Source organism: Piscinibacter sp. PDB5-1 (assembly GCF_056676035.1).
Genome location: NZ_JBWVZL010000001.1, coordinates 787,453 through 812,457, shown reverse-complemented (window position 1 = coordinate 812,457; position 25,005 = coordinate 787,453). Strand labels below are relative to the sequence as shown.

The window sequence follows — 25,005 nt, the reverse complement described above, 5'->3', positions numbered from 1 at the left end:
GGCTATGCGGCGGCGGCTTGCGGGCCGCTGACGTGCCGAGCCAAGTCGCCCGCCGACGGCCCGAAGGCGTACGCATCCATGCCCAGGCAACCGTAGGTCACGGCGCTGTGCAGGCGCACGGGCGCCGCGTCGCGCCCACCCGCACCGGCGGCCACGAACCAGGGCAGCAGGTGCTCGTCGGTCGGGTGCATGTCGATCGCGTGCGGCGCCTGCGCGCGGTAGGCCATCAGCGCGTCCCAGTCGCGGGCCTGGCCGCGGTCGAGCCACCACTGGCGGAAGGCCCGGCTCTCGGCGATCTCGGGGGCATCCACCTCGGCCTGCCCCCGCGCGAACACGCGTCGCAGGTTGTGCGTGATGCTGCCGGTGCCCATCACCAGCACGCCTTCATCGGCCAGCGGTGCGAGCCGTTCGCCCAGCGCGAACTGCGCGGCGGTGGGCTGGTGGGGCGCCCAGGCGAGCGGCAGCACGGGGATGTCGGCCCGCGGCCACATGAAGCGCAGCATCGACCAGATGCCATGGTCGAGCCCCGCCTGCGCGAGGCGCCGGGCACCCGTGCCGGCCAGCAGGGGCATCACGCGTTCGGCCAGGGCCGGCGCGCCGGGTGGGTCGTAGCGCAAGCGAAAGAGGGCGTCGGGAAAGCCACCGAAGTCGTGCACCGCATGCTGCTGTTCGGCGGCCAGCAGCAGGGGCACCTCGGCCGTGCTGTGCGCCGAAATCGCGAGGATGGCCCTCGGTCGCCCGAAGCGCGCCTCGATCGCCGGGCCCAGCGCTTCGAGAAACGCGCCGGTGGCGCCGGGCTCCAGCGCCAGCATCGGCGAGCCGTGAGAGAGGAAGAGGGCGGGCAGGGTGTTCATGCCCCATTGAAACCCCGCAACCCACCGTGTGGCATGAGCCGCGTTGACGGGTGTGTGCAACGGGGGTGAACGGGCTCAGTGCGGGCGATGCGCGGTTGTGCTGCGTCGATGCAGGCCCGTGCCGAGCAGGCTGGCCAGCAGCACCCATGCCCACAGCGGCAGCGGCACCTCGCCTTCGGCCGCGCCCTCGTTGTCATCGCCCGTGGCTCCGTCGCCGCTGATGCAGCCGTCACCGCTGGGGCCGGTGAGCGCGAGGCTGTAGGCGCCGACCCCGGTTTCCTGGCCGTCGGAAACGACAACCATGAAGGTGCCCGAGACGGTCGCCGTGAAAGACACCGCCCCGCTCACCGGCCCCTGACCGAAGGTGAGGTAGCTGCCGTTGGGTTGGTACACGGTCAAGCGTGGATACAGCGACGTGGCCGCGGTTTCGGTCACGGCCAACAAGACGCTTTCGCCGGACGCAGCCGCGAAGGTGTACGAGTCCAGGTCGCCCAGGTCCAGCGCCTGCATGCGCGGCAGCGAGGGGCAGAGGCGCCCCAACTCGTTGGCACCCGCGGCCTTGGCGTAGTACAGGCGGTAGGGGCCGGTGCCTGTCTCTTGTGCATCGGAAATCACCACGGTGTAGGTGCCTGACAGGTTCGCCGTGAACGAAAGCGAGCCCACCAGCGGGCCTTGACCGAAGGTCACGTAGCTGCCATCGGGGCGGTACAGCGTCACGCGGGGGTAGAGCGAACCGCCAGCGGTGTCGGCCACGCGCAGGTTGATGCTTTCGCCCGCCGAGGCCGTGAGCGTGTACGAGTCCATGTCACCCAGGTCGAGGGTTTCGGCGACCGAGCCACCGTTGGGCAGCAGGCCGTGCTCGTTGGCACCCGCGGCCTTGGCGTAGTACAGGCGGTAGGGGCCGGTGCCCGTCTCTTGTGCATCGGAAACCACCACGGTGTAGGTGCCCGACAGGTTCGCCGTGAACGAAAGCGAGCCCACCAGAGGCCCTTGCCCGAAGGTCACGTAGCTGCCATCGGGGCGGTACAGCGTCACGCGGGGGTAGAGCGAGCCGCCAGCGGTGTCGGCCACGCGCAGGTTGATGTTCTCGCCCGCCGAGGCCGTGAGCGTGTACGAGTCCATGTCACCGAGGTCGAGGGCTTCGGCGACCGAGCCACCGTTGGGCAGCAGGCCGTGTTCGTTGGCACCCGCGGCCTTGGCGTAGTACAGGCGGTAGGGGCCGGTGCCCGTCTCTTGTGCATCGGAAATCACCACGGTGTAAGTGCCCGACACGTTCGCCGTGAACGAAAGCGAGCCCACCAGCGGGCCTTGCCCGAAGGTCACGTAGCTGCCATCGGGGCGGTACAGCGTCACGCGGGGGTAGAGCGAACCGCCAGCGGTGTCGGCCACGCGCAGGTTGATGTTCTCGCCCGCCGAGGCCGTGAGCGTGTACGAGTCCATGTCACCGAGGTCGAGGGTTTCGGCGACCGAGCCACCATTGGGCAGCAGGCCGTGTTCGTTGGCCCCGTGGGCCTTGGCGTAGTACAGGCGGTAGGGCCCGGTGCCCGTCTCTTGTGCATCGGAAACCACCGCGGTGTAAGTGCCCGACAGGTTCGCCGTGAACGAAAGCGAGCCCACCAGCGGGCCTTGACCGAAGGTCACGTAGCTGCCATCGGGGCGGTACAGCGTCACGCGTGGGTAGAGCGAACCGCCAGCGGTGTCGGCCACGCGCAGGTTGATGTTTTCGCCGGTGTTGGCGGTGAGCGTGAAGCTGTCCTGCCCACCTGCCGTGGTGATGCTGCCCGTCACGTGGCCGCCGTTCGGCAGCGATTGCGCCCATGCCGACCCGGTGCACGCCAGCAAAAGCAAAACCACGAACGCACCGATGCGGCGCTGCAGAGGCGACAGCCGAGTGCGGCCCATCGCCTCAGGTTTTTCGACGTGCTCCATCGGCCCTCCCGTATCACACGGGGGCCTACCCTAGAGCGGGTGCGTGACAGCGCTGCGCTTGTCCGGCGCTGGGCGTGGGCCGAACGGCGCAGTGCTGCGGGTTTGTCTCAGCCTACCCGACCGATCAGAAGGAACTCCATGAGTGCCTTCTGAACGTGCATCCGGTTTTCAGCTTCGTCCCAGACGACGGACTGCGGGCCGTCGATCACCTCGGCCTCGACCTCTTCGCCACGGTGCGCCGGCAGGCAGTGCATGAACAGCGCATCAGGCTGGGCGGCGGCCATCATCTCGCGGTCCACGCACCAGTCGGCGAAGGCCTTCATGCGGGCCTCGTTCTCGGCCTCGTAGCCCATGCTGGTCCACACGTCGGTGGTGACGAGGTGGGCGCCTCGGCAGGCGTCGAGCGGGTTCTTGAAGGTCTTCACGCACGAGGTGTTGGTCACGCCCGCCACGGTCGGGTCGATCTCGTAGCCGCTGGGCGTGCTGACATGCAGCGTGAAGCCGAGGATGTCGGCCGCCTGCAGCCAGGTGTTGGCCATGTTGTTGCCGTCGCCCACCCACGCGACCACCTTGTCCTTGATCGAGCCGCGGTGCTCGATGAAGGTGAAGATGTCGGCCAGGATCTGGCACGGGTGGTACTCGTTGGTCAGCCCGTTGATGACCGGCACGCGCGAGTTGGCGGCGAAGGCCTCGATCTTGGTCTGCTCGAAGGTGCGGATCATCACCAGATCGACCATGCGGCTGATCACCCGCGCGCTGTCGTCGATGGGCTCGGCACGGCCCAGCTGGCTGTCGCCGGTGGTGAGGTTCACCACCGAGCCGCCCATCTGGTACATGCCGGCCTCGAAGCTCACGCGCGTTCGCGTGCTGGCCTTCTCGAAGATCATCGCCAGCGTGCGGTCGGTCAGCGGCGTGTACTTCTCGTAGTTCTTGAAGCGCTTCTTGATGACGGCGGCGCGCTCGAAGAGGTAGGCGTACTCCTCGGCGCGCAGGTCCTTGAACTGGAGGTAGTGCTTGATGAGGCTCATGCCGGGCTTCATGACGCGGTGTTGGCGAGGAACTTCTTCACCAGCGGGACGAGGATGGCGATGATCTGGTCGGCCTCGTCGGCGCTCAGGATCAGCGGCGGCACCAGGCGAATCACGCGGTCGGCCGTCACGCTCATCAAGAGGCCGGCGTCGGCGGCCTGGCCGAGCAGCTCGCCGCAAGGGCGTTCGAGTTCGATGCCCAGCATCAGGCCCTGGCCGCGGATGTCTTTCACGCCGGGCAGGTGGCCCAGCTCGCGTGCGAGGCTGCTCTTGAGGCGTTCACCGACAGTTGCGGCGTTTTGCAGCAGGCCGTCTTCCTCCATGATGCGGATGGTCTCGACCCCCGCGCGCATGGCCAGCGGGTTGCCGCCGAAGGTGGTGCCGTGGTTGCCGGGGCCGAACACGTTTGCGGCCTTCGGTCCACACACCACCGCACCGACCGGCACACCCGAGCCCAGGCCCTTGGCGAGTGGCATCACGTCGGGCTGGATGCCGGCCCACTGGTGCGCGAACCACTTGCCGGTGCGGCCCATGCCGCATTGCACCTCGTCGAGCATCAGCAGCCAGCCGTGCTGGTCGCAGATGCGGCGCACGGCCTGCAGGTATTCGACGGTCGCCGGGTTGATGCCGCCTTCGCCCTGAATGACTTCGAGGAACACCGCCGTCACGTTCGGGTTGGTCTTGCCGATCTGCTCGATGGCGGCCACGTCGTTCAGCGGCACACGCACGAAGCCTTCGACCAGCGGGCCGAAGCCGGCCTGCACCTTCGGGTTGCCGGTGGCCGACAACGTGGCGATCGAGCGGCCGTGGAAAGCCTTTTCGTAGACGATCACCTCGGGCCGGTCGATGCCCTTGTCGTGGCCGTACTTGCGCGCGATCTTCAGCGCGGCCTCGTTGGCTTCCAGGCCCGTGCTGCAGAAGAACACGTTGGTCAGGCCGGACAACTGCGTCAGCTTCGCGGCCAACTGTTCTTGCAGCGGCACCTGGTAGTAATTGCAGCTGTGGATCAGCTTGCCGATCTGGTCAGTCAGCGCCGGCACGAGCTTCGGGTGCGCGTGCCCCAGCGTGTTGACCGCGATGCCCGCGAGGCCGTCGAGGTATTGCTTGCCCGCCGTGTCCCACACCCACACACCTCGGCCATGCGACAGCGCGAACGGCAGGCGGCCGTACGTTTGCATCACATGGGGTTCGGGGTTGGCGAGAGACTTGTCAGGCGCGTTCATGAGCACTCCGAGTGGGGCTTCAGAAAGGAAACCGGCCGGCGACGGGCCGGCCGGGGTGGGCCAATCATTCTAGGGTCACCCCCGGGCGCACAGGTACGTTTCCTGCACGGCGACAATGCGCGCCGTCCGCGCCGAATTGCCGTCTCTCAGCATGTCTCTGCCCAAACGTCCCCGCGAAGTTTTCATCCTCGGTGTCACCAAGGACGGCAAGACCTTTCGCCCGAGCGACTGGGCCGAGCGGCTGGCGGGAGCGATGTCGAGCTTTCGCCCCGGCGGTGCGGCCATGGGGCGCGCGGCGCACATCGGTTATTCGCCCTACTGCGTGCCCTCGGTGATCAACGGCACCAAGTGCGTGATCGTCAACGAAGAGCTGCGTGGCCTTGAGGTGATGGCCTGGGACTTCGTCATGAACTTCGCGCGCGACAACGATCTGCAAGTCGCCGAGGCCTGCCTGCTGCCGGATGCGAAGCCGGCGGGGCCGTCGTCCGGGGCCTGAGTCGTTGCGGCGGGTCCAGAAAGCAAAAAGCCCGCTTGCGCGGGCTTTTGTTTCCACCTGGGGGTTGATCGTCAGGCCGCAGCGGCCAGGGCCTTGACCTTGGCCGACAGGCGGCTCTTGTGGCGAGCAGCCTTGTTCTTGTGGAACAGGCCCTTATCGGCCACGGAATCGATGACGCTTTGCGCCGACTTGAAGAGTTCGGTCGCCTTGGTCTTGTCGCCAGCGGCAACAGCCTTCTGGACGTTCTTGATCACGGTGCGGAACTTCGAACGCAGGGCCGTGTTGGCGGCGTTCAGCTTGACGTCCTGACGGACGCGCTTGCGGCCCGAAGCGATACGGACCGTCTTTTTGGCTTTGGAAGCAGTGGCCATGGGGGTGGTGTGTCCAGGTGGAAAAGCCGGCGAGTATAGCAGTGGGCGCTTGCGGCGGGCAAATCGCGGGTCGAACGAGTTCTGGCGCTCCCTATAATCCGCCGCCTTCGACGGCCCGCTGCCAGCGGGGCCGCGCCTTTCGACCCACTTCGCCCCCCGGCACCGCCTGCGTCTCCCACCGATGAACCTGCTGCGGGCTGCCTCCACCGTTTCCCTGCTGACCCTGGCCTCGCGCATCACCGGGCTGGTGCGCGACCTGCTCATCGCCGCCATGTTCGGCGCGGGCGCGTGGACCGACGCCTTCCAGGCAGCCTTCCGCATCCCCAATATGCTGCGCCGGCTGTTCGGCGAGGGCGCGTTTTCGCAGGCCTTCGTGCCGATCCTGGCGTCCACGCGGGCGAAAGAGGGTGACGAGGTCACCAGCCGCCTGATCGACGCGGTGGCGACCGTGCTGTTCTGGGCCTTGCTGCTCACCGTGGTGGTCGGCGTGGCGGCCTCGCCCATCGTCGTGTGGCTGATGGCCGCCGGGCTCGAACGCTTCGACGCCGCCGTCGTGATGACGCGCTGGATGTTCCCGTACATCGCCTTCATCTCGCTGGTCGCGCTGTCGGCCGGCATCTTGAACACCTGGAAGCGCTTTGCCGTGCCGGCCGCGTCCCCCGTGCTGCTCAACCTCGCCATGATCGGCGCGGCCTGGGGCCTGGCTCCGGTGTTCGAGCGCCACGGCATCGAGCCCATCTACGCGCTGGCGGCCGGCGTGTTGCTCGGCGGTGTGCTGCAACTCGGCGTGCAGGTGCCGGCGCTGCTGCGCATCGGGCAGATGCCGCGCATCGGGCTGTCGCCGCGCGCCCTCAAGGCGGCGTGGCACCACCCGGGCGTGCACCTGGTGCTGCGGCAGATGCTGCCGGCGCTGGTCGGCGTGTCGGTCGCGCAGCTCTCGCTGATGATCAATACGCAGATCGCTTCGCAGATCGGCGTGGGCGCGGTGTCCTGGCTGACTTATGCCGACCGGCTGATGGAATTCCCGACCGCGCTGCTGGGCGTCGCGCTCGGCGTGGTGCTGATCCCGCAGCTGTCGGCGGCGCAGGGGCGGGGCGACGCGGCGGCCTACTCAGGCCTGCTCGACTGGGGCCTGCGCCTCGTGATGCTGCTGGCGCTGCCGTGTGCCGTGGCGCTGCTCTTGTTCACCGAGCCGCTGGTGGCCGCGCTCTACCAGCGGGGCGCGTTCACCGCAGGCGACGTGCCGCAGACCGTGGCCGCGCTGCAGGGCTATGGCGTCGGGCTGATGGGGCTGATCGGCGTGAAGATCCTCGCGCCGGGCTTCTATGCGCGGCAAGACATTCGCACGCCCGTGAAGATCGCCGTTGTCGTGCTGATCCTCACGCAACTGATGAACCTGGTGCTGGTGCCCCACCTGCGGCACGCGGGGCTGGCGCTGTCGATCGGCCTGGGCGCCCTGATCAACGCGACCTGGCTCTTCATCGGCCTGCGCCGCGTCGGGGCCTACGTGCCGGCGCCGGGGTGGGGACCTTTCGCGCTGCGGGTGGTCGTGGCCTGCGCCGTGATGGCGGCCTGGCTGGTGTGGGTCACCCAGCACGTGCCGTGGACGAACATCGGCGAATGGCGGCGCATCGGCTGGCTGACGGCGGGCATCGCGGGCGGTGTGGGGCTGTATTTCGGCACTCTCCTGGTCTTGGGTTTGAGCCTTCGCCAATTTCTGCGCCGGGGCTAAACTGCCTCGCATGCCTGACCCGCTGCATTTCGAAGCGCCGACTCCGCTCGAATATTTTGCGACCCTGGTCGCCGACGACGAAAGCTTGTCGTTGATCGAAGCGGCGGTCGCGATTGCCCAGGCCGAACACCCCCACCTCGACACCCAGGCCGTGCTCGACGAGATCGACGCGCTGGCCGACCGGCTGAAGCGCCGCATCCCGGCCGATGCCGTCCCCGTGCAGCGCTTGCGCTGGCTCAATCGCTTTTTCTTCGGCGAGTTGGGCTTTGCCGGCAACGTCAACAACTACTACGACCCCGGCAACAGTCACCTCAACACGGTGCTGCGCACGCGGCGCGGCATTCCGATTTCGCTGGCGGTGCTCTACATCGAGCTGGCCACGCAGGTCGGGCTGACGGCGCGCGGCGTGTCCTTTCCCGGGCACTTCCTGATCAAGCTGCGCATGCCCGAGGGCGAGGTGGTGATCGACCCGTTCTCGGGCCAGTCGCTGTCGCGTGAAGAACTCGATGAGCTGCTGGCCCCGCACCGCCGCGACCACGGCCTGACCGGCGAGTTCGACGCGCCCCTGGGCCTGTTCTTGCAGACCGCGCCGGCGCGCGAGGTGCTGGCGCGCATGCTGCGCAACTTGAAAGAGATTCACCGCAGCGCCCAGGACTGGCCTCGGTTGCTGGGTGTGCTGGACCGCCTGGTCGTGCTGCTGCCCGCCGCCTGGGAAGAGCGCCGCGACCGTGGCCTGGCGCACGCCGAGATGGGCCACTACCCCGAGGCGATCGACGACCTCAAGGCCTACCTGCCCCACGCGGCGGACGCCAACGAGCGGGCCGCCATCGCCGCACAGATGATCCACCTCAGCCGCCCGGGTTCGGCCCGCTTTCACTGAACCTGGGCAAGCGTGCCCGCACCGGGCTGGGGGCGGGAAGGGCGCCTTTAGAATCCGCGCCGCCCTGCATGCCGCTGGGCGCCACCCTTGTCGCTGATGAACCTCACGCCGGCCCAACGCAAAACCGCCTCCTGGTTGCTGATTGCCGTTCTGGCCGTCTTTTTGGTGTGGTTGCTCGCGCCGGTGCTGATGCCCTTCCTCGTGGCCTGGGTGCTGGCCTACGTGCTGCGCCCGGCAGTCGAGGGGCTTGCCAGGCGCCGGGTGCCCCGCCCGCTGGCCGTTTTGCTGGTCGAGGCGTTCGCGGGGGTGACCATCCTGGCGGTGCTGCTCCTGCTCGTGCCGATCATCGCGAAGGAACTGCCGCTGCTGCGCGAGCAGATTCCGCTGCTGGCCGACCGCTTGAACCGGTCCTTGTCGCCCTGGCTTGCGCAGCTGGGCATCCCGGTTGCACTCGACAGCGCCAGCATCAAGGCCTTCGTCGTCAAGTACCTCGACGCCAACCTTGAAGAGTGGTTGAGCACGGCGCTCAGCTCGGCGCGCATCGGCGGCAGCTTCCTGCTGGCCATCGTGGGCAACGCGATCCTCGTCCCGGCAGTGCTTTTCTACCTGCTGATGGACTGGCCGAACATCATGAGCCGCCTGCACGCCCTGGTGCCGCTGCGTGCAAGGCCCGGGCTGGACCGCTTTCTTGCCGAGGCCGACACCATGCTGGGGCAGTACCTGCGCGGCCAACTGCTGGTGATGGGCATCCTGGCGGTCTTCTACAGCGTGGGCCTCGCCCTGTTCCGTTTCGAGCTGGCGGTGCCGGTCGGTGTGTTCACCGGCCTGGCGACCTTCGTGCCCTACCTCGGCTTCGGCATCGGCCTGGCACTCGCGCTGCTGGCGGCGGTGCTGCAGTTCGGCAGCCTGTACGGGCTGGTCGGCGTGGCCGTCGTGTTCGGCCTCGGGCAGGTGCTCGAAAGCTTCTTCCTCACCCCTCGTCTGGTGGGCGAGCGCATCGGCATGAGCCCGTTGATGGTGATCTTCGCGTTGCTGGCCTTCGGGCACCTGTTCGGCTTCGTGGGTGTGCTGATCGCCCTGCCGGTGTGTGCCGTGCTGTCGGTGGCCAGCCAGCGCCTGCACCAGGCCTACCTGGGCAGCAAGCTGTACCAAGGCTGACGATGCCGATGCGGCAGATTCCCCTGGCCATCGGCAGCGAGCCCGTCCACAGCTTCGACGACTTCCTGCCCGGCGCGAACGCCCAGGCCGTGGTGCACTTGCGGGGCATCGCGCCGCATGCGGCGCCGGTGTTCTTGTGGGGCCCGTCGGGTGCCGGCAAGACGCATCTTCTGCAAGCCCTGGCGACGCAGACGCAGCGCCAGGGGGGGCGCGTCGCCTGGTTCGGCCCGGCCGAGCCGGTGCCATGGGTGTTCGACGAGAACGTCTCGCTGATCGTGTTCGACGACTGCGAGCGTTTCGACGAGGCCCAGCAGCACGCCGCCTTCGCACTCTTTGTCGAGGCGACGACGCACGGCATCCCGGTGGCCGCGGCCGGTCACATGCCGCCGGTCGATCTGCCGCTGCGCGACGACCTGCGCACGCGCCTCGGTTGGGGCCATGTGTTCGCGATCGAACCGCTGTCCGAGGCCGAGTCGCGCGCCGCCCTGCGCCGCGAGGCCGACCGGCGCGGCCTGTTCCTGTCCGATGACGTGATGGACTACCTCTTGACGCGCTTCTCGCGCGATTTGAAGCACCTGATGGCCTTGCTCGACCGACTCGACGAATTCGCCCTCGCGCACAAGCGCGCGATCACCGTGCCGCTGCTGAAGCAGATGCTGGCGGAGGAGGGCGCATGAACCGGGCCGAGCGCCGGGCCGCTCCCAAGCCGGCCCGCATCCCCTCGGGGGATCGTCCGGCGTACCCGCCGGGCGAGGGGCTGTCCCCCTTCAAGCAGATGCTGGCGGAGGAGGGCGCATGAGCAAGAACCTCTGCCTCTTCGACCTGGACCACACGCTGCTCCCGATCGACTCCGACCACGCCTGGGGCGAGTTCGTGCTGAAGCAGGGCTGGGCCGACCCGGTCGAGTTCGGCCGGCAGAACGACGCCTTCTACGCGCAGTACCAGAACGGCACGCTCGACATCCACGAGTACATCGAATACGCGACACGCCCCTGGCGCGACCGGCCGGCGGCCGAGATGGCGGCGGCGCACGAGCGTTTCATGGCGGACACCATCCGCCCGGCGCTGCAGGCCCCGGCGCTCGACCTGGTCAAGAAACACCAGGACCAGGGCGACCTGGTGGCCATCATCACGGCCACCAACGAGTTCATCACCGGGCCGATCGGCCGGGCCTTCGGGGTCGATCACCTGCTGGCGGTTCGCCTGGAGAAGACCCCGGCGGGTACCATCACCGGCCGGATCGAGGGCACGCCCTCGTTCCGCGAGGGCAAGACGCTGCGCACCGACGAGTGGCTGGCCACGCTGGGCCACCAGATCGAAGACTTCGAGCGCGTCAGCGTCTACAGCGACTCGGTGAACGACCTGCCGCTGCTGGAACGGGCAACCGACCCGGTGGCGACCAATCCATCCGCATCGCTCGAAACGATTGCACGCGCGCGGGGCTGGCGCATTCTTCATCTCTTCGCCTGATGATCAAGAAGTTCATAGACAAGCTGCTCGGCAAGTCGGCCGGCACCCCGGCTGCCAAGGGCGCGGTGCCCAAGGGCAAGCGCGTCGAAGTGCCGGTGTCCGAACACGGCATCGACCTCACGCTCGTCGACGACAACGCCATCCGTGTCGTCAAGACGCTCAGCGACGCCGGCTACGAGACCTACATCGTTGGCGGCGCCGTGCGCGACCTGCTGCTGGGCCTGCGCCCGAAAGACTTCGACGTGGCCACCAACGCCACGCCCGAGCAGGTCAAGGCCCTGTTCCGGCGCGCCTTCATCATCGGCCGGCGCTTTCGCATCGTGCACGTGGTGTTCGGTCGGGGGCGCGAGCACGAGGTGATCGAGGTCTCGACCTTCCGCGCCATGATGGACGCGGCGGCCGCCGAGCAGGTCACCGGCAACGAGAAGACCTCGAAGAGCGAGCTCGCCGGCAAGACCCACGTGGTGGACGCCGCCGGTCGCGTGCTGCGCGACAACGTCTGGGGCCCGCAGATCGAAGACGCCGCGCGCCGCGACTTCACGGTCAACGCGATGTACTACGACCCGGTCAAGCAGATCGTGGTCGACTACCACGGCGGCATCAAGGACGCGAAGAAGAAGGTGCTGCGCATGATCGGTGACCCGGCTACGCGCTACCGCGAGGACCCGGTGCGCATCGTGCGGGCGGTGCGCTTCGCGGCCAAGCTCGGCTTTGCCATCGAGCCCAAGACGCGTGCACCGATCCAAGAGATGGCCGCGCTGCTCGAAAGCGTGCCGGCCTCGCGCCTCTTCGACGAGATGATCAAGCTGCTGCAGACCGGCCATTCGCTGGCGAGCATCGAAGAGCTGAAGAAGCAGGGCCTGGTGGGCGACAAGCACGGCATCTTCCCGATCCTCGACGTGGTGCTCGAACAATCGGCCAAGCACCCGGCGCGCAAGAAGTTCGTGGACATGGCCCTGGCCGACACCGACCGCCGCGTGTCGGAAGACAAGCCCGTGGCGCCGAGCTTCATGCTCGCCTGCATGCTTTGGCACGACGTGCTCGATGGCTGGCAGCGCCTCAAGAAGTCGGGCGAGGCCCCGTTCCCGGCGCTGCAGCAGGCCATCGACTCGGTGTTCGACGCCCGCATCGGCGACATCTCGGGCCGCGGCAAGCTGGGCACCGACATGCGCGACATCTGGCTGATGCAGCCGCGCTTCGAGCGCCGCACCGGCAACAGCCCCTACAGCCTGATCGAGCAGCCGCGCTTCCGTGCGGGCTTCGACTTCCTGCGCCTGCGCGCCGACGCCGGCGAGATCGACGACCACCTCGCACGCTGGTGGGAAGCCTTCTCGCTGGCCGACGAACACGGGCGCACCAAGCTCGTGAACGAAGCGCGCGGCGAAGACCACGCACGCCGCACGCAGGCCGTGGCCTCGGGCGAGCCGGTGCCGGCCCTCGACCCGGCGAAGAAGAAGCGCCGCCGCCGCCGCAAGGCGCCGGGCTCGTCGGCGGCTGAATCGTCGGGCACTGCGGCCCCGAGCAGCGGCGCAGACGAGTGAACTGAAGCCCCGCCCCGCGGTGGCGGGGCCGCCCGCCTCGCGTCGATCGTCAAGAAGGCTTTCATGAGCGTCACCGACTTCGCCACCGCCGCGCCCGAGTCCGTCGGCATCAGTCCCGAGCGCCTGCGGGGGCTCGAATCGGTGCTCAATGCCGAGATCGCGCGCGAGAAGCTGCCTGGCGCGGTGGCCACCATCTCGCGGCGCGGCCAACTGGTCTACCACCAGGCCTTCGGCAAGCTCGACCCGACGCGCGACGCGCCGATGCAGAAAGACTCGCTCTTTCGCATCTACTCGATGACCAAGCCGGTCGTGTCGGTGGCGGTCATGCAACTGGTCGAGCAGGGCCGCCTGCTGCTGACCAACCCCATCGGCGCGTACATCCCCGAGCTCGCCGAGCTGCAACTGCTGGGCGACGACGGCACGCTCACACCCGTGAAGCGACCGATCACCGTGCACGACCTGCTGCGTCACACGGCGGGCTTCACGTACCACTTCATGGGTGTGGGCGGCGTGCACCAGCAGTACGCCGACGCGCAGATGTTCGCGCGCGGCCGCAGCAACGCCGAGTTCGTGCAGAAGCTGGCCGAGCTGCCGCTGATCCACAAGCCCGGTTCGACCTGGGCCTACAGCCACGCGACCGACGTGTTGGGCCGCCTGATCGAGGTGCTGACAGGCGAGACGCTCGGCGCGCACCTGAAAGCCGCCATCTTCGAGCCGCTGGGCATGGCCGAGACGGCCTTCTTCGTGCCCGAGAGCCAGCACCACCGCATCGCCGAGCCCTACGCCATCGACCCCGACACCGGCGTGCCCATCAGCGTGTTCGACGTGCGCACGCCCTTTCCGCAAGAAATGGGCGGCGCGGGCCTCGTGTCCACGGCCGCCGACTACGCACGCTTCATGGACATGCTGCTCGCCGGGGGCGCCCGGGGCGACGTGCGCATCCTCGGCCCCAAGACCGTGCGCCTGATGACCAGCGACCACCTCGGCGGCCTCAAGGTTGCAGGCGACCTGCTGGGCCGCGGCCACGGCTTCGGCCTGGGTTTCGCCGTGCGCCTGCAGGACGGCGTGGTGCCCGGCGCCGGTTCGCAAGGCATGTACTACTGGGCCGGCCTGGCCGGCACCTCGTTCTTCATCGACCCGAAAGAGCAACTGCACGCGCAGTTGCTGATCCAGCAGCCCGGCCGGCGCGACTACTACCGCTCGCTGTTCCGCGAGCTGGTGTACGCCGCGCTGGTCGATTGATGCCGTGACGGCCGCCCCGGTGCTCGCCTACGTCGGCCTCGGGGCCAACCTGGGTGACGCGCGCGCGGCGCTCGACGCGGCGCTGCACGCGATGGCGGGCCTGCCGGGCACGCAGCTGCTGCGCGCCTCGGCGCTGTACCGCACGGCACCCATCGATGCGGGTGGCGACGACTACCTCAACGCCGTCGCCGAGCTGCGCACCACGCTGGCGCCGCACGCCTTGCTGCGCGCCCTGCAGGCCCTCGAACTGGCCCACGGCCGCCAGCGCCCCTACCGCAACGCCCCCCGCACGCTGGACCTGGATTTGCTTCTCTTCGGCGATGAGCGCCTCGCCACGCCCGAGCTCACCGTGCCGCACCCGCGCATGCACGAGCGCGCCTTCGTGCTGGTGCCGCTGGCCGAGTTGGCGCCAGGCGCCGAGGTGCCCGGCCTCGGGGCGGTGCACAACCTGCTGGCGCAGGTCGGCCAACAGCGCGTCGATAAACTGAACCCATGACCAGCCTGCCCGCCCCCCTGCAGACGGTGTTGCTGCTGACCGCCAGCAACGTCTTCATGACCTTCGCCTGGTACGGCCACCTGAAGGGCCTGTCGGGCAAGGCCTGGTACGTGGCCGCGCTGGTGAGCTGGGGCATCGCGCTGTTCGAGTACCTGTTCCAGGTGCCGGCCAACCGCATCGGCTATGCCGGCGGCATGTCGCTCGCGCAGCTGAAGATCACGCAAGAGGTCATCACCCTGCTGGTCTTCGTGCCGTTTGCCATGCTCTACATGCACCAGCCCTTCAAGCTCGACTTCGTCTGGGCCGGCCTGTGCCTGGTTGGTGCGGTGTACTTCATCTTCAGAAGCTGACGCCGATGGACGCGCCCGAGCTGCGACGCTTTCGCCACATCGCCATCGAAGGCCCGATCGGCGTGGGCAAGAGCACGCTGGCGCGCAAGCTCGGCGCCCATCTCGGTGCCGAGTTGCTGATGGAGCAGGCCGAAGAGAACCCGTACCTCGAACGCTTCTATGCCGACGCGCCCGGCTATGCCTTCCAGACGCAGGTGTTCTTTCTGTTCCAGCGCGTCAAGCAGGTGAGGGCGCTGGCGCAGCCGGGCATGTTCGACGCGCCCATCGTCAGCGACTTCATGTTCGCCAAAGACGCGCTTTTCGCGCGCATGAACCTGAGCGACGAGGAATACCGCCTGTACGGCCAGATGTACGCGCAACTCGCCCCGCAGGTGCCGCAGCCCGACCTCGTGCTCTGGCTGCAGGCCCCGCCCGCGACGCTGCGCCAGCGCATCCGCCGCCGCGCCATCCCGATGGAGCAGCGCATCGACGACGCCTACCTGCAGCGCCTGATTGACGGCTATGCGGCGTTCTTTCAGACCTACGACGCCTCACCGCTCATCGTGGTCGACACCGAGCACTTCAACCCCGTCGAGCGCCCGGCCGACTTCAACCGGCTGCTCGACCGCATGGCGGGCTTCGAAGGCCCGCGCTTGTTGCTCGGCCAACCCGCTGAACCGCGCCTGACCTGAGCCTTTCGGGCCATGCGGGCGGATACACTCCCGCGTTTTGTGACAAATCGGCGACGGCGCATGTCAGACGCGCTGGCCCCTGCCGCCCAACTCCCGGAGACCCGCTGATGTTTTTCGGCAAGCTGCTGCCCCGCGAGGGCAATTTTTTCGAGCTTTTCAACCAGCACGCCGCGTTCATTGTTCAGGGGGCCCGCGCGTTCATGCTGATGATCGAGAACTACTCGAACGTTGAGCTGCGTGAAAAGTACGGCATGGAAGTGGACGTGGCCGAGCGCGCCGCCGACAAGGTCACCGCCGAAGTCAACCGCCTGCTGCACAAGACCTTCATCACGCCCATCGACCGTGAACAGATCCACGGCCTGATCAACGCGATGGACGACATCGTCGATCTGCTGCAAGACGCCACCGAAACCATGCAGCTCTACGACGTGCGTGCCGTCACCGACGAGGTGCTGCGCCTGGGCGACCTGAGCGCCAAGTGCTGCGAGCGCGTGCAGCATGCCGTCTCGCTGCTCAACCAGCTGAGCCGCCACGACGCCGCCGAAGCGGCCGTCAAGACCTGCGAAGAAATCGACAAGCTCGAATCCGACGCCGACCGCGTGATGCGCGCGGCCATGTCGAAGCTGTTCCGCGAAGAGAACGACGTGCGCGAGCTGATCAAGCTCAAGGCCATCTACGAGCAGCTCGAATCCATCTCCGACCGCTGCGAGGACGTCGCCAACCTGATCGAGGGCATCGTCCTCGAAAACTCCTGATCGAAGGCGGGCCTCTCGATGCAATCGATCCAGGTCGCCTTCTGGGTGGTCGCGCTCTTGGTGGTGCTGGCCTTGCTGTTCGACTTCATGAACGGCTTCCACGACGCCGCGAATTCCATCGCCACCGTCGTGTCCACCGGGGTGTTGAAGCCACAGCAGGCGGTGCTGTTCGCCGCGTTCTTCAACGTCATCGCCATCCTGGTCTTCCAACTCAACGTCGCAGCCACCATCGGCAAGGGCATCGTGATGCCCGGCATCGTGGACCACCACGTGGTCTTCGGTGCCTTGATCGGCGCCATCACCTGGAACGTCATCACCTGGTGGTACGGCATCCCGTCGAGTTCGTCGCATGCGCTGATCGGCGGCATCTGCGGCGCGGTGATCGCCAAGACCGGCGTTTCGGGCCTGGTGGGCGCCGGGGTGCTGAAGGTCGTTGCCTTCATCTTCGTGTCGCCGACGCTGGGCTTTCTGCTCGGCTCGCTGCTGATGGTGGTGGTGGCCTGGGTGTGCCGGCGCACGTCGCCGATCCGTGTCGACAACTGGTTCCGGCGCCTGCAGCTGGTCTCGGCCGGCCTCTACAGCCTGGGCCACGGCGGCAATGACGCGCAAAAGACCATCGGCATCATCTGGATGCTGCTGATCGCCACCGGCTACACCGCGGCCGCCGACAAGGCGCCGCCGTCCTGGGTGGTCTGGACCTGCTACCTCGCCATCGGCGCGGGCACCATGTTCGGCGGCTGGCGCATCGTGAAGACCATGGGCCAGAAGATCACCAAGCTCAAGCCGGTTGGCGGCTTCTGCGCCGAAACCGGTGGGGCGATGACGCTCTTCCTGGCCACGGCGCTGGGCATCCCGGTGTCCACCACGCACACCATCACCGGCGCCATCGTCGGTGTGGGCTCGGTGCGCCGCGCCTCGGCCGTGCGATGGGGCCTCGCGGGCAACATCGTCTGGGCCTGGATCTTCACGATCCCCGCCTCGGCCTTCGTCGCCGCGATCTTCTACTGGGCGAGCTTCACGCTCTTCCCGTGATGCGCAGTGGGTGGCTCAAGCAGCCTGCTGCTGCTTGAGCATCTGCCACTCGAAGTAGCGCTGGCCGCTGAAAGCGATGGTGGACATGAGAATGCCCGCGCCGATCAGCAGCGAGATCACCACGCCGATCACCGTGAACCAGCCGGTGCGGTGCTCGGGGCCATTCGGGTTGAAGCGCGCGTTCCACTGCTCGTCGGGCATCAGCCCGTAGACGATCGCCGACAGCATCGCCGCCGACAGCGAGAAGCCGAGAAACGGAATCAGCACCCAGGCCAGCACGTCGTCCTGCCCGAGCGTCTGCATCCGCTCGAGGCCATAAAGACCGACCGCCGTCGGCACCGGCCACAGCCAGCCCCACACGTCGCGCAGGCCGTGCAGGTAGAAGCGGTGCAGCCCCAGCGCGCCGCCGATCAGCGCGATCCAGGTGACGAGGGTCTTCGACTTGTAGCCGTTCATTCGGATTCCTCGGGGGCGCTGCGGTCACCGTCGCCCAGGGCGCGTTGCATGATGACCACGTCGCGCCAGTCGTCGTTCTTCCAGCCGGCGGCCTTCAGCACGCCCGTGTGTTCGAAGCCTTGCGCCGCGTGCACGGCGATCGAGGCCGCGTTCGCCGCATCGCCGATCACCGCCAGCATTTGCCGGGCCCCCAACGCTTCGCTCTGTTTGATCAGCTCGGTGAGCAAGCGCCGGCCGATGCCCTGGCCGCGCTGTTCGGGGGCGATGTAGATCGAGTCTTCGAGGCAGAAGCGGTAGGCGCGGCGCGGCCGGAAGTGGTTCGCGTAAGCAAAACCCGCCAACACGCCGTCGCGCTCGGCCACCAGCCAGGGCAGGCCCTTGTCGGTGACGTCACGCCAGCGGTGCGTCATCTCGGCCTCGTCCGGGGGCTCCAGCTCGAAGGTGCCGGTGCCGTTGCGCACATGCCAGCCGTAGAGGGCCGTGAGGGCCGGTAGGTCGGTTTGCGCACTGGCGCGGATGAGAAGTTCGTGCATTGAGCTGCTGAAAGCCAAGCGCAAGAGTTTATAATGGAGGGTTTTCGGCGACGGCTGTTCGCTGCGCGGCTTTGGCGGCGTGGTTGAACGGCGTATCTACGACGCCGAGGTCCGCACGGGCGTGGTCGGTTTTGATGACCCACCCGGGCATTTCGATCTACGCGCCCTGCGGTGTCTCCTGGTGCGGTGTAGACCTAGTTTCAGATTCAAGGAATCCCCATGGTCGTGATCCGACTCGCACGCGGCGGCGCCAAGAAGCGTCCCTTCTACAACATCGTCGTCAGCGACTCGCGCAACCGCCGCGATGGCCGCTTCATCGAGCGTGTTGGCTTCTACAACCCCGTGGCTGCCGGTGCCGAGCAGCCCCTGCGCGTCGCCTTCGACCGCGTCGATTTCTGGACCGGCAACGGCGCCCAGATGTCGCCGACGGTGGCCCGCCTGGTGTCGCAAGCCAAGGCTGCCACCCCCGCGGCTGCGGCCTAAAGCCAAGCCGTGACCGCATCCCCGCTCGCCGGGCAAGACCCGGCTTGGCCTGAGGATGCGATCGAGGTCGGACGCATCCTCGATGCGTGGGGCGTGAAAGGCTGGTTCAAAGTCCAGCCTTTCGCCTCCGACCCGCAAGCCCTGTTTTCCTCGAAGCGCTGGTTCATCCAGCCGCCCGAGCCGACCGCCGGCGCCGTGAAGCGCCCCGGCGCGTCGAATGCCTTTCCCACGCTGCTGAAGATCACCGAGGCCAAAGAGCACGGTGACGGGGTCGTGGCCAAGGCGCAAGAGCACGACGACCGCAACGCCGCCGAGGCACTGCGCGGTGCGCGCATCTTCATCGGGCGGTCGAGTTTCCCGACCGCCGACCCCGATGAGTTCTACTGGGTCGATCTGATCGGCCTGTCGGTTGTTAACCGCGAAGGGCAGGTGCTCGGCACCGTGGTCGGCCTGATCGACACCGGTCCGCACAGCGTGCTGCGCGTGCAGCCCGAGCCTGGCGCCAAGGAAGACGCCGAGCGGCTGATCCCCTTCGTGTCGGCCTACATCGACGACGTGAGCCTGGCCGACAAGCGCATCACCGCCGACTGGGGTCTCGATTTCTGAGTCGCGACTGGGCATGCGCTTCGACGTCGTCACGCTGTTTCCGGACCTGTTCTCGCCGCACCTCACGCAAGGCGTGACGCGCCGTGCCTTCGAGGCGGGCGGCTCGGTGGACGTGAAGCTCTGGCCGCTGCGCGACTACGCCGACGACGCCTACCGCCGGGTGGACGACCGCCCCTACGGCGGCGGCCCCGGCATGGTGATGCTGGTCGAACCGCTGGAGCGTGCGCTGGCCGCCATCCGCGCCTCGCGCACCGACGCGGCGCCGGTGGTGCACTTCACCCCCACCGGCCGGCGCATCGACCAGACCGTCGTGCGCTCGTTCGCGCACGGGCCCGGCGCCGTCTTGCTGTGTGGCCGCTACGAGGGCATCGACCAGCGTTTCATCGACCGCCATGTGGATGTCGAGTTGAGCCTGGGCGACTTCGTGCTGTCGGGTGGCGAACTGCCGGCGCTCGCCTTGCTCGACGCGGTGGCGCGTCTGCAACCGGGTGTGTTGGGCGATGCCCAGTCGCACGAGCAGGACAGCTTCTCTGATGGCCTGCTGGATTGCCCGCACTACAGCCGCCCCGAACGGCTGCAAACGCCCGAAGGCGAGTTGCCGGTGCCGCCGGTGCTGCTGTCGGGCCACCACGCCGACATCGCCCGCTGGCGGCGTGAGCGATCGCTCGAACTCACCGCCCGCCGCCGACCCGAGATGATCGACACGCTGCGCGCCCAGGGTGGCTTGAGCAAGGCGGACGAGAAGTACCTCGCAAGTCTCGGCCTCTGATCACCGACGGGGCGCAAGGCCTGCGGTATACTCGCGGGCTTTTCGATCCTCTGCCAAGCCGTGCCTGCGCCATCCTCCGGGAGCAAGGGCCACCTTCCATCAACCAAGCGTTGGCACGATCCCAGGAGAAACCATGGACCTGATCCAGACCCTCGAGCAAGAAGAAATTGCTCGCCTCAACAAGACCATCCCTGCGTTCGCCCCCGGTGACACCGTCATCGTGAACGTGAACGTCGTCGAAGGCACCCGCAAGCGCGTGCAGGCCTACGAAGGCGTTGTGATTGCCAAGCGCAACCGCGGCCTGAACTCCAGCTTCATCGTGCGCAAGATCTCCAGCGGCGAAGGTGTCGAACGCACGTTCCAGACCTACAGCCCGCTGATCGCCAGCGTCGAAGTCAAGCGCCGTGGCGATGTGCGCCGCGCCAAGCTGTACTACCTGCGCCAGCGCTCGGGCAAGTCGGCTCGGATCAAAGAAAAGCTCGCCTGAGGCTGCTTTTCGCGGGGCGGCTGCATGCAGCGCCTCGCCCGTCACGAAGCCGCCTCACGAGGCGGCTTTTTCGTTCCTGACCCCCGCTTGCACCTTTGCGCATGGCCCTGCAATTCGATCCCGAAGAACTGCCGACGCTGAAGGTGGACGACCACCTGCCGGCCGTGGCGCACGAGGCGTTGAGCGCCTCCGCGGTGCGCGCGCGTTTCGTGACGCCACCGGTGTGGTCACCCGAGATCGCGGTCGAGCCACGCTTCATCGACCGCGCACCCTCGGCGGCCTCGGTGCTGGTGCCGCTGGTGCAGCGCGGGGATCATTTGACCGTGCTGCTGACCCAGCGCACCGCGCACCTCCACGACCACCCCGGGCAGATCAGCTTTCCGGGCGGACGGGCCGAGCCGAGCGACCACAGCGCGATCGACACCGCCCTGCGTGAAGCGCACGAAGAGATCGGCCTGGCCCGCCAGCACATCGATGTGTTGGGATCGCTGCCGACCTACACCACCGGCACGGCCTTCGTCGTGACGCCGGTCGTCGCGCTGGTCGAACCCGGCTTCAGCCTGGCGCTCGACGCCTTCGAGGTGGCCGATGTGTTCGAGGTGCCCTTGCCCTTCCTGATGAACCCGGCCAACCACCGTTGGCACGCCTTCGACGCCCCGGGCAACGTGAAGCGCCAGTTCCTGTCGATGCCGTGGATGGGGGCGGACGCGCAAGGCCAGCCGCGCCGCTATTTCGTCTGGGGCGCCACCGCGGCGATGCTGCGCAACCTGTATCGCTTCTTCTCTGCTTGAAACGCCGGGCCTGGGCGCGGGTCTCGCGCGATAGGCCGCCGCTATCATCCCCGCCCATGAGCTTTTTCGCCGTCCTGTTCGCGCTGCTGGTGGAGCAGTTGAAGCCCCTGCCGCGCCGCAACTGGGTGCACGAGGGCTTGACCGGTTGGATGCGCTGGGCCGGTCGCAACTTCGATGCGGGCCGCGACCACCATGCGTGGATCGTCTGGTGCATCACCACGCTGGTGCCGGCACTGCTGGTGGTGGCCATTTATCTCGTCATCGCGCAGTTCAGCCTGATGCTGGCCCTCGCCTGGGACGTGGCCGTGCTGTACCTGACGATGGGCTTTCGCCAGTTCAGCCACTACTTCACCGACATCCGCGACGCGCTGGAGCGCGGCGACGAAACCACCGCACGCGCGATGTTGGCCGAGTGGCGGCATTTGGATGCGAGCGAGCTGCCGCGCACCGAACTGCTGCGCCACGTGGTCGAGCATTCGCTGCTGGCGGCGCACCGGCACGTGTTCGGCGTTTTCTTCTGGTTCATCGTGCTGTCAATGCTGGGCCTGGGGCCGGCCGGCGCGGTGCTGTACCGCATGGCCGAGCTGGCGAGTCGCTACTGGGCCTTCAAGAGCCGGACCATCGGCGTGCCGGTGAACGAGCGCCTGCTGGCGCTGTCGCAGCGCCTGTTCAGCCTGATCGACCACCTGCCGGCGCGGCTGACGGCCTTCGGCTTCGCGGTGGTCGGCAACTTCGAAGAGGCGGTGACCTGCTGGCGGCGCGACGCCGGGCTGTGGAAGCACGCCAACGAAGGGATCATCCTCGCGGCGGCGGCCGGTGCGGTGGGCGTGCAGCTCGGGGGACACGCCGCCCCCGGCGTGACGCCGGACCGGTCGAAGACCTTCGACGCTGGCTTGGCCGATGAAACCACCGGCGCCGAAGGCTCGACGCCCGGCGCCGTGCCTGAGCTGCATCACTTGCGCAGCATCGTCGGCCTGGTGTGGCGCTCGGTCGTGCTGTGGATGCTGCTGCTGGCCTTGCTGTCGCTCGCCAACTTGACGGGTTGATCGCACGCCGACCGCGCGCGGGTCACCAGCGCGTCTGCGTCAGCTCTTGGTGAATTTCGCCGTAGATGCGGTAGCGCGACTCGGTGATCGCCCCGGCCTCGACCGCCGCTCGCACGCCGCAGCCGGGTTCGTGCAGGTGGGTGCAGTTGTAGAAGCGGCAATGCGTGGCCGCCTCCCGCAGGTCGGGCATGAAGCCGTGCAGGGCCTGGGCGCCGAGCTGGCGCAGGCCGAATTCTTGGAAGCCGGGTGAATCGAGCAACGCTGTCTTGCGCTCGGCATCGAGCCAGTACCACTGCGTCGTCGTCGTGGTGTGGCGACCCGAGTTGAGCGCTTGCGAGACTTCGCCCACCTGCGCACGCGCGTCGGGGGCCAGCAGGTTGATCAGCGTGCTCTTGCCGGTGCCGCTGGGGCCCAGCACCAGCGTGGCCTTGCCTTCGAGCAGCGGGCCCAGCTTGGCGCGCGAGCCTTCGGGGTCGCGCTTCAAGGCGACCTCGATCACCTCGTAGCCCATCGCGGCGTAGGGCTTGAGCCGTTCGCGCGCGGCGTCGATCTGCGGCAGGTCGGTCTTGTTGAGCACGATGCGCGCCGGAATGCCGGCGCTTTCGGCGGCGATCATCGCGCGGGCGAGTTGCGATTCGCTGAAGACCGGTTCGGCGGCCACTAGCACCAGCAGCTGGTCGAGGTTGGCGGCGAAGGACTTGGTCTTCCATTCGTCTTGCCGAAACAGCAGGTTGCGGCGCGGCTCGACCTGTTCGATCACGCCTTCGTCGCCGGTGGACTGCCAGCGCACGCGGTCACCGACCACGCAGTCGCTCTTCTTGCCGCGCGGGTGGCACACGATGCGCTGGCCTTCGGGCGACTCGACGATGTAGTGCCGGCCGTAGCCGGTGACGACCAGACCGATGTCGAGCGCGTTCTTGTCGAGGGCGTCGCGGCTCATCGGGCGCCCCTGTGCGCGCGGACGCGCGGCGCGCTCACGCGATCAACCCGCAAGCGACGAATCCGTGACAGGCATCAGCGCATCGACCTTGGCCGCGCAGATGAAGTCGTTGATCGACAAGCCGCCGACCGAGTGCGTGTTGAAACGCACCACGCAGCGCGCGTAGCTCACCGCGAGGTCGGGGTGGTGGTCTTCGGCGTGGGCGATCCAGGCGAGGGCATTCACAAAGGCCATGGTGCGGTGGAAGTTCTTGAACTCGTAGGTCTTTTCGATGGCCCCGTTCACCAGCGACCAGCCGGGCGCCTGCGACAGGTGGGCCTGGACGTCGGCGTCGACCATCGGGGCGCCGCTCACAGGTTGGCAATGGCGGTTCAGCAGGTCGTTCATGTCAGCTCGCCAATCGCAGGGCCGCCAGCCGCTCGGACGCCGGCGGGTGCGAATAGTAGAAGCGCACGTACACCGGGTCGGGTGTCAGTGTGGACGCGTTGTCTTCGTGCAGCTTGAGCAGGGCGCTGGCGAGGTCGCGGCCATCGGCCTGCGCGCAGGCGTAGGCATCGGCCTGGAACTCATGCTTGCGCGACAGCTGCGCAAACAGCGGCGACACGAAGAAGCTGAACACCGGCACCGCCAGCATGAAGAGCAGCAGCGCCAGCGCATCGTTGGGCGCCTCGAACGACGGCCGCACGCCGAGGCCCGTGTAGAACCACACCTGGGCCGACAGCCAGCCCAGCAACGCCAGGCCGGCGAGGCTCATGGCGAACATCGCGACGATGCGCTTGAGCACGTGCTTGTGCTTGAAGTGGCCCAGCTCGTGCGCGAGCACGGCCTCGACCTCACCCGGGGTCAGCTTGTTGAGCAGCGTGTCGAAGAACACCACGCGCTTGGCGGCGCCCAGGCCGGTGAAGTAGGCGTTGGCGTGGGCCGAGCGCTTGCTGCCGTCCATCACGAACAGGCCCTTGGCCTTGAACCCGCAGCGCGCCATCAGCGCCTGCACGCGCGCCTTGAGCGACTCGTCCGGCAGCGGCTGGAACTTGTTGAACAGCGGCGCGATGACCGTCGGGTAGATCACCAGCAGCAAGAGGTTGAAGCCCATCCACGTGCCCCAGGCCCACAGCCACCACAGCGAGCCGGTGGCGCCCATGATCCACAGGATCAGCGCGGCCAGCGGCAGGCCGATCAGGCTGCCGACCACGAGGCCCTTGAGCAGGTCGGCGAGGTAGAGCTTCCAGGTCATGCGGTTGAAGCCGAAGCGCTCTTCGAGTCGGAAGGTGCTGTACAGCTCGAAGGGCAGGTCGATCGCGCCATTGATGGCCGTGAAGGCCGCCAGCAGGGCGAGCTGGTAGGCCATCGCCCCGAAGCGCGGCTCGATGGTTTCGAGCAGTGCGCCGTTGAGCGTGTCGAGGCCGCCGAGCAGCGTCCAGCCCAGCAGCACGGCCGCACCCACGGCCAGGCTCAGCAGGCCGAAGCGCCCCTTGGCGAGCGTGTAGTCGGCGGCCTTCTGGTGCGCTTCGAGCGTGGTCGTGGCGGCGAAGGCCGCAGGCACTTGGTGGCGGTGTGCGGCCACGTGGCGCATCTGGCGCGTGGCGAGCCAGAACTTCACGAGCACCGAGGCAACGAGCGCCGCGGCAAACACCAGGGTCAGGGTGGACGATTGCATGGGCGACAA

Annotated in this window: 29 protein-coding genes; 19 read left to right on the top strand and 10 right to left on the bottom strand. The window is 67.9% G+C overall.

From position 1 onward, the window contains the following. Positions 1-2 precede the first annotated feature (2 nt). From AC1KAT_RS03600 to AC1KAT_RS03585, 4 genes are all read right to left on the bottom strand, one after another. Complete coding sequence (locus AC1KAT_RS03600) at positions 3-854, bottom strand: dioxygenase family protein (RefSeq protein ID WP_480322859.1); 852 nt, start codon at positions 852-854, stop codon at positions 3-5. 75 nt (positions 855-929) lie between these two features. After that, the gene (locus AC1KAT_RS03595; RefSeq protein WP_480322857.1) at positions 930-2,783 is read right to left on the bottom strand and encodes a hypothetical protein; all 1,854 of its coding nucleotides are present in this window, start codon (positions 2,781-2,783) and stop codon (positions 930-932) included. 107 nt (positions 2,784-2,890) lie between these two features. Next, positions 2,891-3,823 carry an ornithine carbamoyltransferase gene (argF, locus tag AC1KAT_RS03590; protein WP_480322855.1) on the bottom strand — a complete coding sequence of 311 codons (933 nt, stop codon included), beginning with the start codon at positions 3,821-3,823 and terminating at the stop codon, positions 2,891-2,893. Beyond that, a complete protein-coding gene (locus AC1KAT_RS03585; protein WP_480322853.1) occupies positions 3,820-5,034 on the bottom strand; it encodes an acetylornithine/succinylornithine family transaminase in 1,215 nt (404 codons plus the stop codon). Before AC1KAT_RS03585 ends, argF begins: the two co-directional genes overlap by 4 nt. A 151-nt stretch (positions 5,035-5,185) precedes the next feature. On the opposite strand from AC1KAT_RS03585, the gene AC1KAT_RS03580 reads away from it, so the two are divergent. Continuing rightward, a complete protein-coding gene (locus AC1KAT_RS03580; RefSeq protein WP_480322851.1) occupies positions 5,186-5,530 on the top strand; it encodes a DUF3579 domain-containing protein in 345 nt (114 codons plus the stop codon). Between the two features lie 71 nt (positions 5,531-5,601). Here AC1KAT_RS03580 and rpsT read toward each other — a convergent pair whose 3' ends face one another. After that, positions 5,602-5,901, bottom strand: a complete 300-nt coding sequence (rpsT, locus tag AC1KAT_RS03575) for a 30S ribosomal protein S20 (protein WP_480322849.1) — start codon at positions 5,899-5,901, stop codon at positions 5,602-5,604. Between the two features lie 181 nt (positions 5,902-6,082). On the opposite strand from rpsT, the gene murJ reads away from it, so the two are divergent. The 12 genes from murJ to AC1KAT_RS03515 all read left to right on the top strand — a co-directional run bounded on the left by murJ (position 6,083) and on the right by AC1KAT_RS03515 (position 17,228). Next, a complete protein-coding gene (gene murJ / locus AC1KAT_RS03570; RefSeq protein ID WP_480322847.1) occupies positions 6,083-7,633 on the top strand; it encodes a murein biosynthesis integral membrane protein MurJ in 1,551 nt (516 codons plus the stop codon). Between the two features lie 10 nt (positions 7,634-7,643). Beyond that, complete coding sequence (locus AC1KAT_RS03565) at positions 7,644-8,513, top strand: SirB1 family protein (protein ID WP_480322845.1); 870 nt, start codon at positions 7,644-7,646, stop codon at positions 8,511-8,513. 96 nt (positions 8,514-8,609) lie between these two features. Continuing rightward, on the top strand, positions 8,610-9,671 hold the full coding sequence (locus tag AC1KAT_RS03560) for an AI-2E family transporter (protein WP_480322843.1): 1,062 nt from the start codon (positions 8,610-8,612) through the stop codon (positions 9,669-9,671). 8 nt (positions 9,672-9,679) lie between these two features. Beyond that, on the top strand, positions 9,680-10,348 hold the full coding sequence (hda, locus tag AC1KAT_RS03555) for a DnaA regulatory inactivator Hda (protein ID WP_480322841.1): 669 nt from the start codon (positions 9,680-9,682) through the stop codon (positions 10,346-10,348). Positions 10,349-10,466: 118 nt separating this feature from the next. Continuing rightward, complete coding sequence (locus AC1KAT_RS03550) at positions 10,467-11,141, top strand: HAD family hydrolase (RefSeq protein ID WP_480322839.1); 675 nt, start codon at positions 10,467-10,469, stop codon at positions 11,139-11,141. Then, positions 11,141-12,682: a polynucleotide adenylyltransferase PcnB gene (gene pcnB / locus AC1KAT_RS03545; RefSeq protein WP_480322837.1), complete on the top strand. Its 1,542-nt coding sequence runs from the start codon at positions 11,141-11,143 to the stop codon at positions 12,680-12,682. Before AC1KAT_RS03550 ends, pcnB begins: the two co-directional genes overlap by 1 nt. A 63-nt stretch (positions 12,683-12,745) precedes the next feature. Beyond that, positions 12,746-13,924, top strand: a complete 1,179-nt coding sequence (locus AC1KAT_RS03540; RefSeq protein WP_480322835.1) for a serine hydrolase domain-containing protein — start codon at positions 12,746-12,748, stop codon at positions 13,922-13,924. Next, positions 13,920-14,420 carry a 2-amino-4-hydroxy-6-hydroxymethyldihydropteridine diphosphokinase gene (folK, locus tag AC1KAT_RS03535; RefSeq protein ID WP_480324295.1) on the top strand — a complete coding sequence of 167 codons (501 nt, stop codon included), beginning with the start codon at positions 13,920-13,922 and terminating at the stop codon, positions 14,418-14,420. The genes AC1KAT_RS03540 and folK overlap by 5 nt, the downstream gene beginning before the upstream one ends. Beyond that, on the top strand, positions 14,417-14,770 hold the full coding sequence (locus AC1KAT_RS03530) for a DMT family protein (RefSeq protein WP_480322833.1): 354 nt from the start codon (positions 14,417-14,419) through the stop codon (positions 14,768-14,770). Before folK ends, AC1KAT_RS03530 begins: the two co-directional genes overlap by 4 nt. A 5-nt stretch (positions 14,771-14,775) precedes the next feature. Then, the gene (locus AC1KAT_RS03525; protein ID WP_480322831.1) at positions 14,776-15,441 is read left to right on the top strand and encodes a deoxynucleoside kinase; all 666 of its coding nucleotides are present in this window, start codon (positions 14,776-14,778) and stop codon (positions 15,439-15,441) included. Positions 15,442-15,548: 107 nt separating this feature from the next. Next, complete coding sequence (locus AC1KAT_RS03520) at positions 15,549-16,196, top strand: DUF47 domain-containing protein (RefSeq protein WP_480322829.1); 648 nt, start codon at positions 15,549-15,551, stop codon at positions 16,194-16,196. An 18-nt stretch (positions 16,197-16,214) separates the two neighbouring features. Next, positions 16,215-17,228, top strand: a complete 1,014-nt coding sequence (locus AC1KAT_RS03515; protein ID WP_480322827.1) for an inorganic phosphate transporter — start codon at positions 16,215-16,217, stop codon at positions 17,226-17,228. Between the two features lie 15 nt (positions 17,229-17,243). Here the strand turns inward: AC1KAT_RS03515 and AC1KAT_RS03510 are convergent, their stop codons facing one another. Further along, positions 17,244-17,684 carry a TM2 domain-containing protein gene (locus AC1KAT_RS03510; protein ID WP_480322825.1) on the bottom strand — a complete coding sequence of 147 codons (441 nt, stop codon included), beginning with the start codon at positions 17,682-17,684 and terminating at the stop codon, positions 17,244-17,246. Continuing rightward, complete coding sequence (locus tag AC1KAT_RS03505) at positions 17,681-18,217, bottom strand: N-acetyltransferase family protein (protein WP_480322823.1); 537 nt, start codon at positions 18,215-18,217, stop codon at positions 17,681-17,683. The genes AC1KAT_RS03510 and AC1KAT_RS03505 overlap by 4 nt, the downstream gene beginning before the upstream one ends. Before the next feature lie 219 nt (positions 18,218-18,436). Between AC1KAT_RS03505 and rpsP the strand changes: the two genes are divergently transcribed. The 6 genes from rpsP to AC1KAT_RS03475 all read left to right on the top strand — a co-directional run bounded on the left by rpsP (position 18,437) and on the right by AC1KAT_RS03475 (position 22,399). Beyond that, positions 18,437-18,700, top strand: coding sequence for a 30S ribosomal protein S16 (rpsP, locus tag AC1KAT_RS03500; protein WP_480322821.1), 264 nt, complete (start codon positions 18,437-18,439; stop codon positions 18,698-18,700). A 9-nt stretch (positions 18,701-18,709) separates the two neighbouring features. Continuing rightward, positions 18,710-19,306: a ribosome maturation factor RimM gene (gene rimM, locus AC1KAT_RS03495; RefSeq protein ID WP_480322819.1), complete on the top strand. Its 597-nt coding sequence runs from the start codon at positions 18,710-18,712 to the stop codon at positions 19,304-19,306. Between the two features lie 13 nt (positions 19,307-19,319). Beyond that, positions 19,320-20,075, top strand: coding sequence for a tRNA (guanosine(37)-N1)-methyltransferase TrmD (gene trmD / locus AC1KAT_RS03490; RefSeq protein ID WP_480322817.1), 756 nt, complete (start codon positions 19,320-19,322; stop codon positions 20,073-20,075). Positions 20,076-20,208: 133 nt separating this feature from the next. After that, positions 20,209-20,562 carry a 50S ribosomal protein L19 gene (gene rplS / locus AC1KAT_RS03485; protein ID WP_480322815.1) on the top strand — a complete coding sequence of 118 codons (354 nt, stop codon included), beginning with the start codon at positions 20,209-20,211 and terminating at the stop codon, positions 20,560-20,562. 101 nt (positions 20,563-20,663) lie between these two features. Further along, positions 20,664-21,353 (top strand): CoA pyrophosphatase, encoded by a 690-nt coding sequence (locus tag AC1KAT_RS03480; RefSeq protein WP_480322813.1) that lies wholly within the window; start codon positions 20,664-20,666, stop codon positions 21,351-21,353. Positions 21,354-21,409: 56 nt separating this feature from the next. Then, entirely contained in the window at positions 21,410-22,399 is a 990-nt protein-coding gene (locus tag AC1KAT_RS03475) for a CobD/CbiB family protein (RefSeq protein WP_480322811.1), read from the top strand. A gap of 22 nt (positions 22,400-22,421) precedes the next feature. Here the strand turns inward: AC1KAT_RS03475 and rsgA are convergent, their stop codons facing one another. From rsgA to AC1KAT_RS03460, 3 genes are read right to left on the bottom strand one after another with little or no spacing between them, the layout of a single operon-like run. Next, on the bottom strand, positions 22,422-23,339 hold the full coding sequence (rsgA, locus tag AC1KAT_RS03470; RefSeq protein WP_480322809.1) for a ribosome small subunit-dependent GTPase A: 918 nt from the start codon (positions 23,337-23,339) through the stop codon (positions 22,422-22,424). A 42-nt stretch (positions 23,340-23,381) separates the two neighbouring features. Next, positions 23,382-23,726 carry a 4a-hydroxytetrahydrobiopterin dehydratase gene (locus AC1KAT_RS03465; RefSeq protein WP_480322807.1) on the bottom strand — a complete coding sequence of 115 codons (345 nt, stop codon included), beginning with the start codon at positions 23,724-23,726 and terminating at the stop codon, positions 23,382-23,384. A gap of 1 nt (position 23,727) precedes the next feature. Next, positions 23,728-24,996: a M48 family metallopeptidase gene (locus AC1KAT_RS03460; RefSeq protein ID WP_480322805.1), complete on the bottom strand. Its 1,269-nt coding sequence runs from the start codon at positions 24,994-24,996 to the stop codon at positions 23,728-23,730. Positions 24,997-25,005: the final 9 nt, after the last annotated feature.

Bases quoted from the DNA above. Each gene is read 5' to 3' on its own strand.
- AC1KAT_RS03600 (WP_480322859.1), bottom strand. From the start codon at position 854: ATGAACACCCTGCCCGCCCTCTTCCTCTCTCACGGCTCGCCGATGCTG.
- AC1KAT_RS03595 (WP_480322857.1), bottom strand. From the start codon at position 2,783: ATGGAGCACGTCGAAAAACCTGAGGCGATGGGCCGCACTCGGCTGTCG.
- argF (WP_480322855.1), bottom strand. From the start codon at position 3,823: ATGAAGCCCGGCATGAGCCTCATCAAGCACTACCTCCAGTTCAAGGAC.
- AC1KAT_RS03585 (WP_480322853.1), bottom strand. From the start codon at position 5,034: ATGAACGCGCCTGACAAGTCTCTCGCCAACCCCGAACCCCATGTGATG.
- AC1KAT_RS03580 (WP_480322851.1), top strand. From the start codon at position 5,186: ATGTCTCTGCCCAAACGTCCCCGCGAAGTTTTCATCCTCGGTGTCACC.
- rpsT (WP_480322849.1), bottom strand. From the start codon at position 5,901: ATGGCCACTGCTTCCAAAGCCAAAAAGACGGTCCGTATCGCTTCGGGC.
- murJ (WP_480322847.1), top strand. From the start codon at position 6,083: ATGAACCTGCTGCGGGCTGCCTCCACCGTTTCCCTGCTGACCCTGGCC.
- AC1KAT_RS03565 (WP_480322845.1), top strand. From the start codon at position 7,644: ATGCCTGACCCGCTGCATTTCGAAGCGCCGACTCCGCTCGAATATTTT.
- AC1KAT_RS03560 (WP_480322843.1), top strand. From the start codon at position 8,610: ATGAACCTCACGCCGGCCCAACGCAAAACCGCCTCCTGGTTGCTGATT.
- hda (WP_480322841.1), top strand. From the start codon at position 9,680: ATGCGGCAGATTCCCCTGGCCATCGGCAGCGAGCCCGTCCACAGCTTC.
- AC1KAT_RS03550 (WP_480322839.1), top strand. From the start codon at position 10,467: ATGAGCAAGAACCTCTGCCTCTTCGACCTGGACCACACGCTGCTCCCG.
- pcnB (WP_480322837.1), top strand. From the start codon at position 11,141: ATGATCAAGAAGTTCATAGACAAGCTGCTCGGCAAGTCGGCCGGCACC.
- AC1KAT_RS03540 (WP_480322835.1), top strand. From the start codon at position 12,746: ATGAGCGTCACCGACTTCGCCACCGCCGCGCCCGAGTCCGTCGGCATC.
- AC1KAT_RS03530 (WP_480322833.1), top strand. From the start codon at position 14,417: ATGACCAGCCTGCCCGCCCCCCTGCAGACGGTGTTGCTGCTGACCGCC.
- AC1KAT_RS03525 (WP_480322831.1), top strand. From the start codon at position 14,776: ATGGACGCGCCCGAGCTGCGACGCTTTCGCCACATCGCCATCGAAGGC.
- AC1KAT_RS03520 (WP_480322829.1), top strand. From the start codon at position 15,549: ATGTTTTTCGGCAAGCTGCTGCCCCGCGAGGGCAATTTTTTCGAGCTT.
- AC1KAT_RS03515 (WP_480322827.1), top strand. From the start codon at position 16,215: ATGCAATCGATCCAGGTCGCCTTCTGGGTGGTCGCGCTCTTGGTGGTG.
- AC1KAT_RS03510 (WP_480322825.1), bottom strand. From the start codon at position 17,684: ATGAACGGCTACAAGTCGAAGACCCTCGTCACCTGGATCGCGCTGATC.
- AC1KAT_RS03505 (WP_480322823.1), bottom strand. From the start codon at position 18,217: ATGCACGAACTTCTCATCCGCGCCAGTGCGCAAACCGACCTACCGGCC.
- rpsP (WP_480322821.1), top strand. From the start codon at position 18,437: ATGGTCGTGATCCGACTCGCACGCGGCGGCGCCAAGAAGCGTCCCTTC.
- trmD (WP_480322817.1), top strand. From the start codon at position 19,320: ATGCGCTTCGACGTCGTCACGCTGTTTCCGGACCTGTTCTCGCCGCAC.
- rplS (WP_480322815.1), top strand. From the start codon at position 20,209: ATGGACCTGATCCAGACCCTCGAGCAAGAAGAAATTGCTCGCCTCAAC.
- AC1KAT_RS03480 (WP_480322813.1), top strand. From the start codon at position 20,664: ATGGCCCTGCAATTCGATCCCGAAGAACTGCCGACGCTGAAGGTGGAC.
- AC1KAT_RS03475 (WP_480322811.1), top strand. From the start codon at position 21,410: ATGAGCTTTTTCGCCGTCCTGTTCGCGCTGCTGGTGGAGCAGTTGAAG.
- rsgA (WP_480322809.1), bottom strand. From the start codon at position 23,339: ATGAGCCGCGACGCCCTCGACAAGAACGCGCTCGACATCGGTCTGGTC.
- AC1KAT_RS03465 (WP_480322807.1), bottom strand. From the start codon at position 23,726: ATGAACGACCTGCTGAACCGCCATTGCCAACCTGTGAGCGGCGCCCCG.
- AC1KAT_RS03460 (WP_480322805.1), bottom strand. From the start codon at position 24,996: ATGCAATCGTCCACCCTGACCCTGGTGTTTGCCGCGGCGCTCGTTGCC.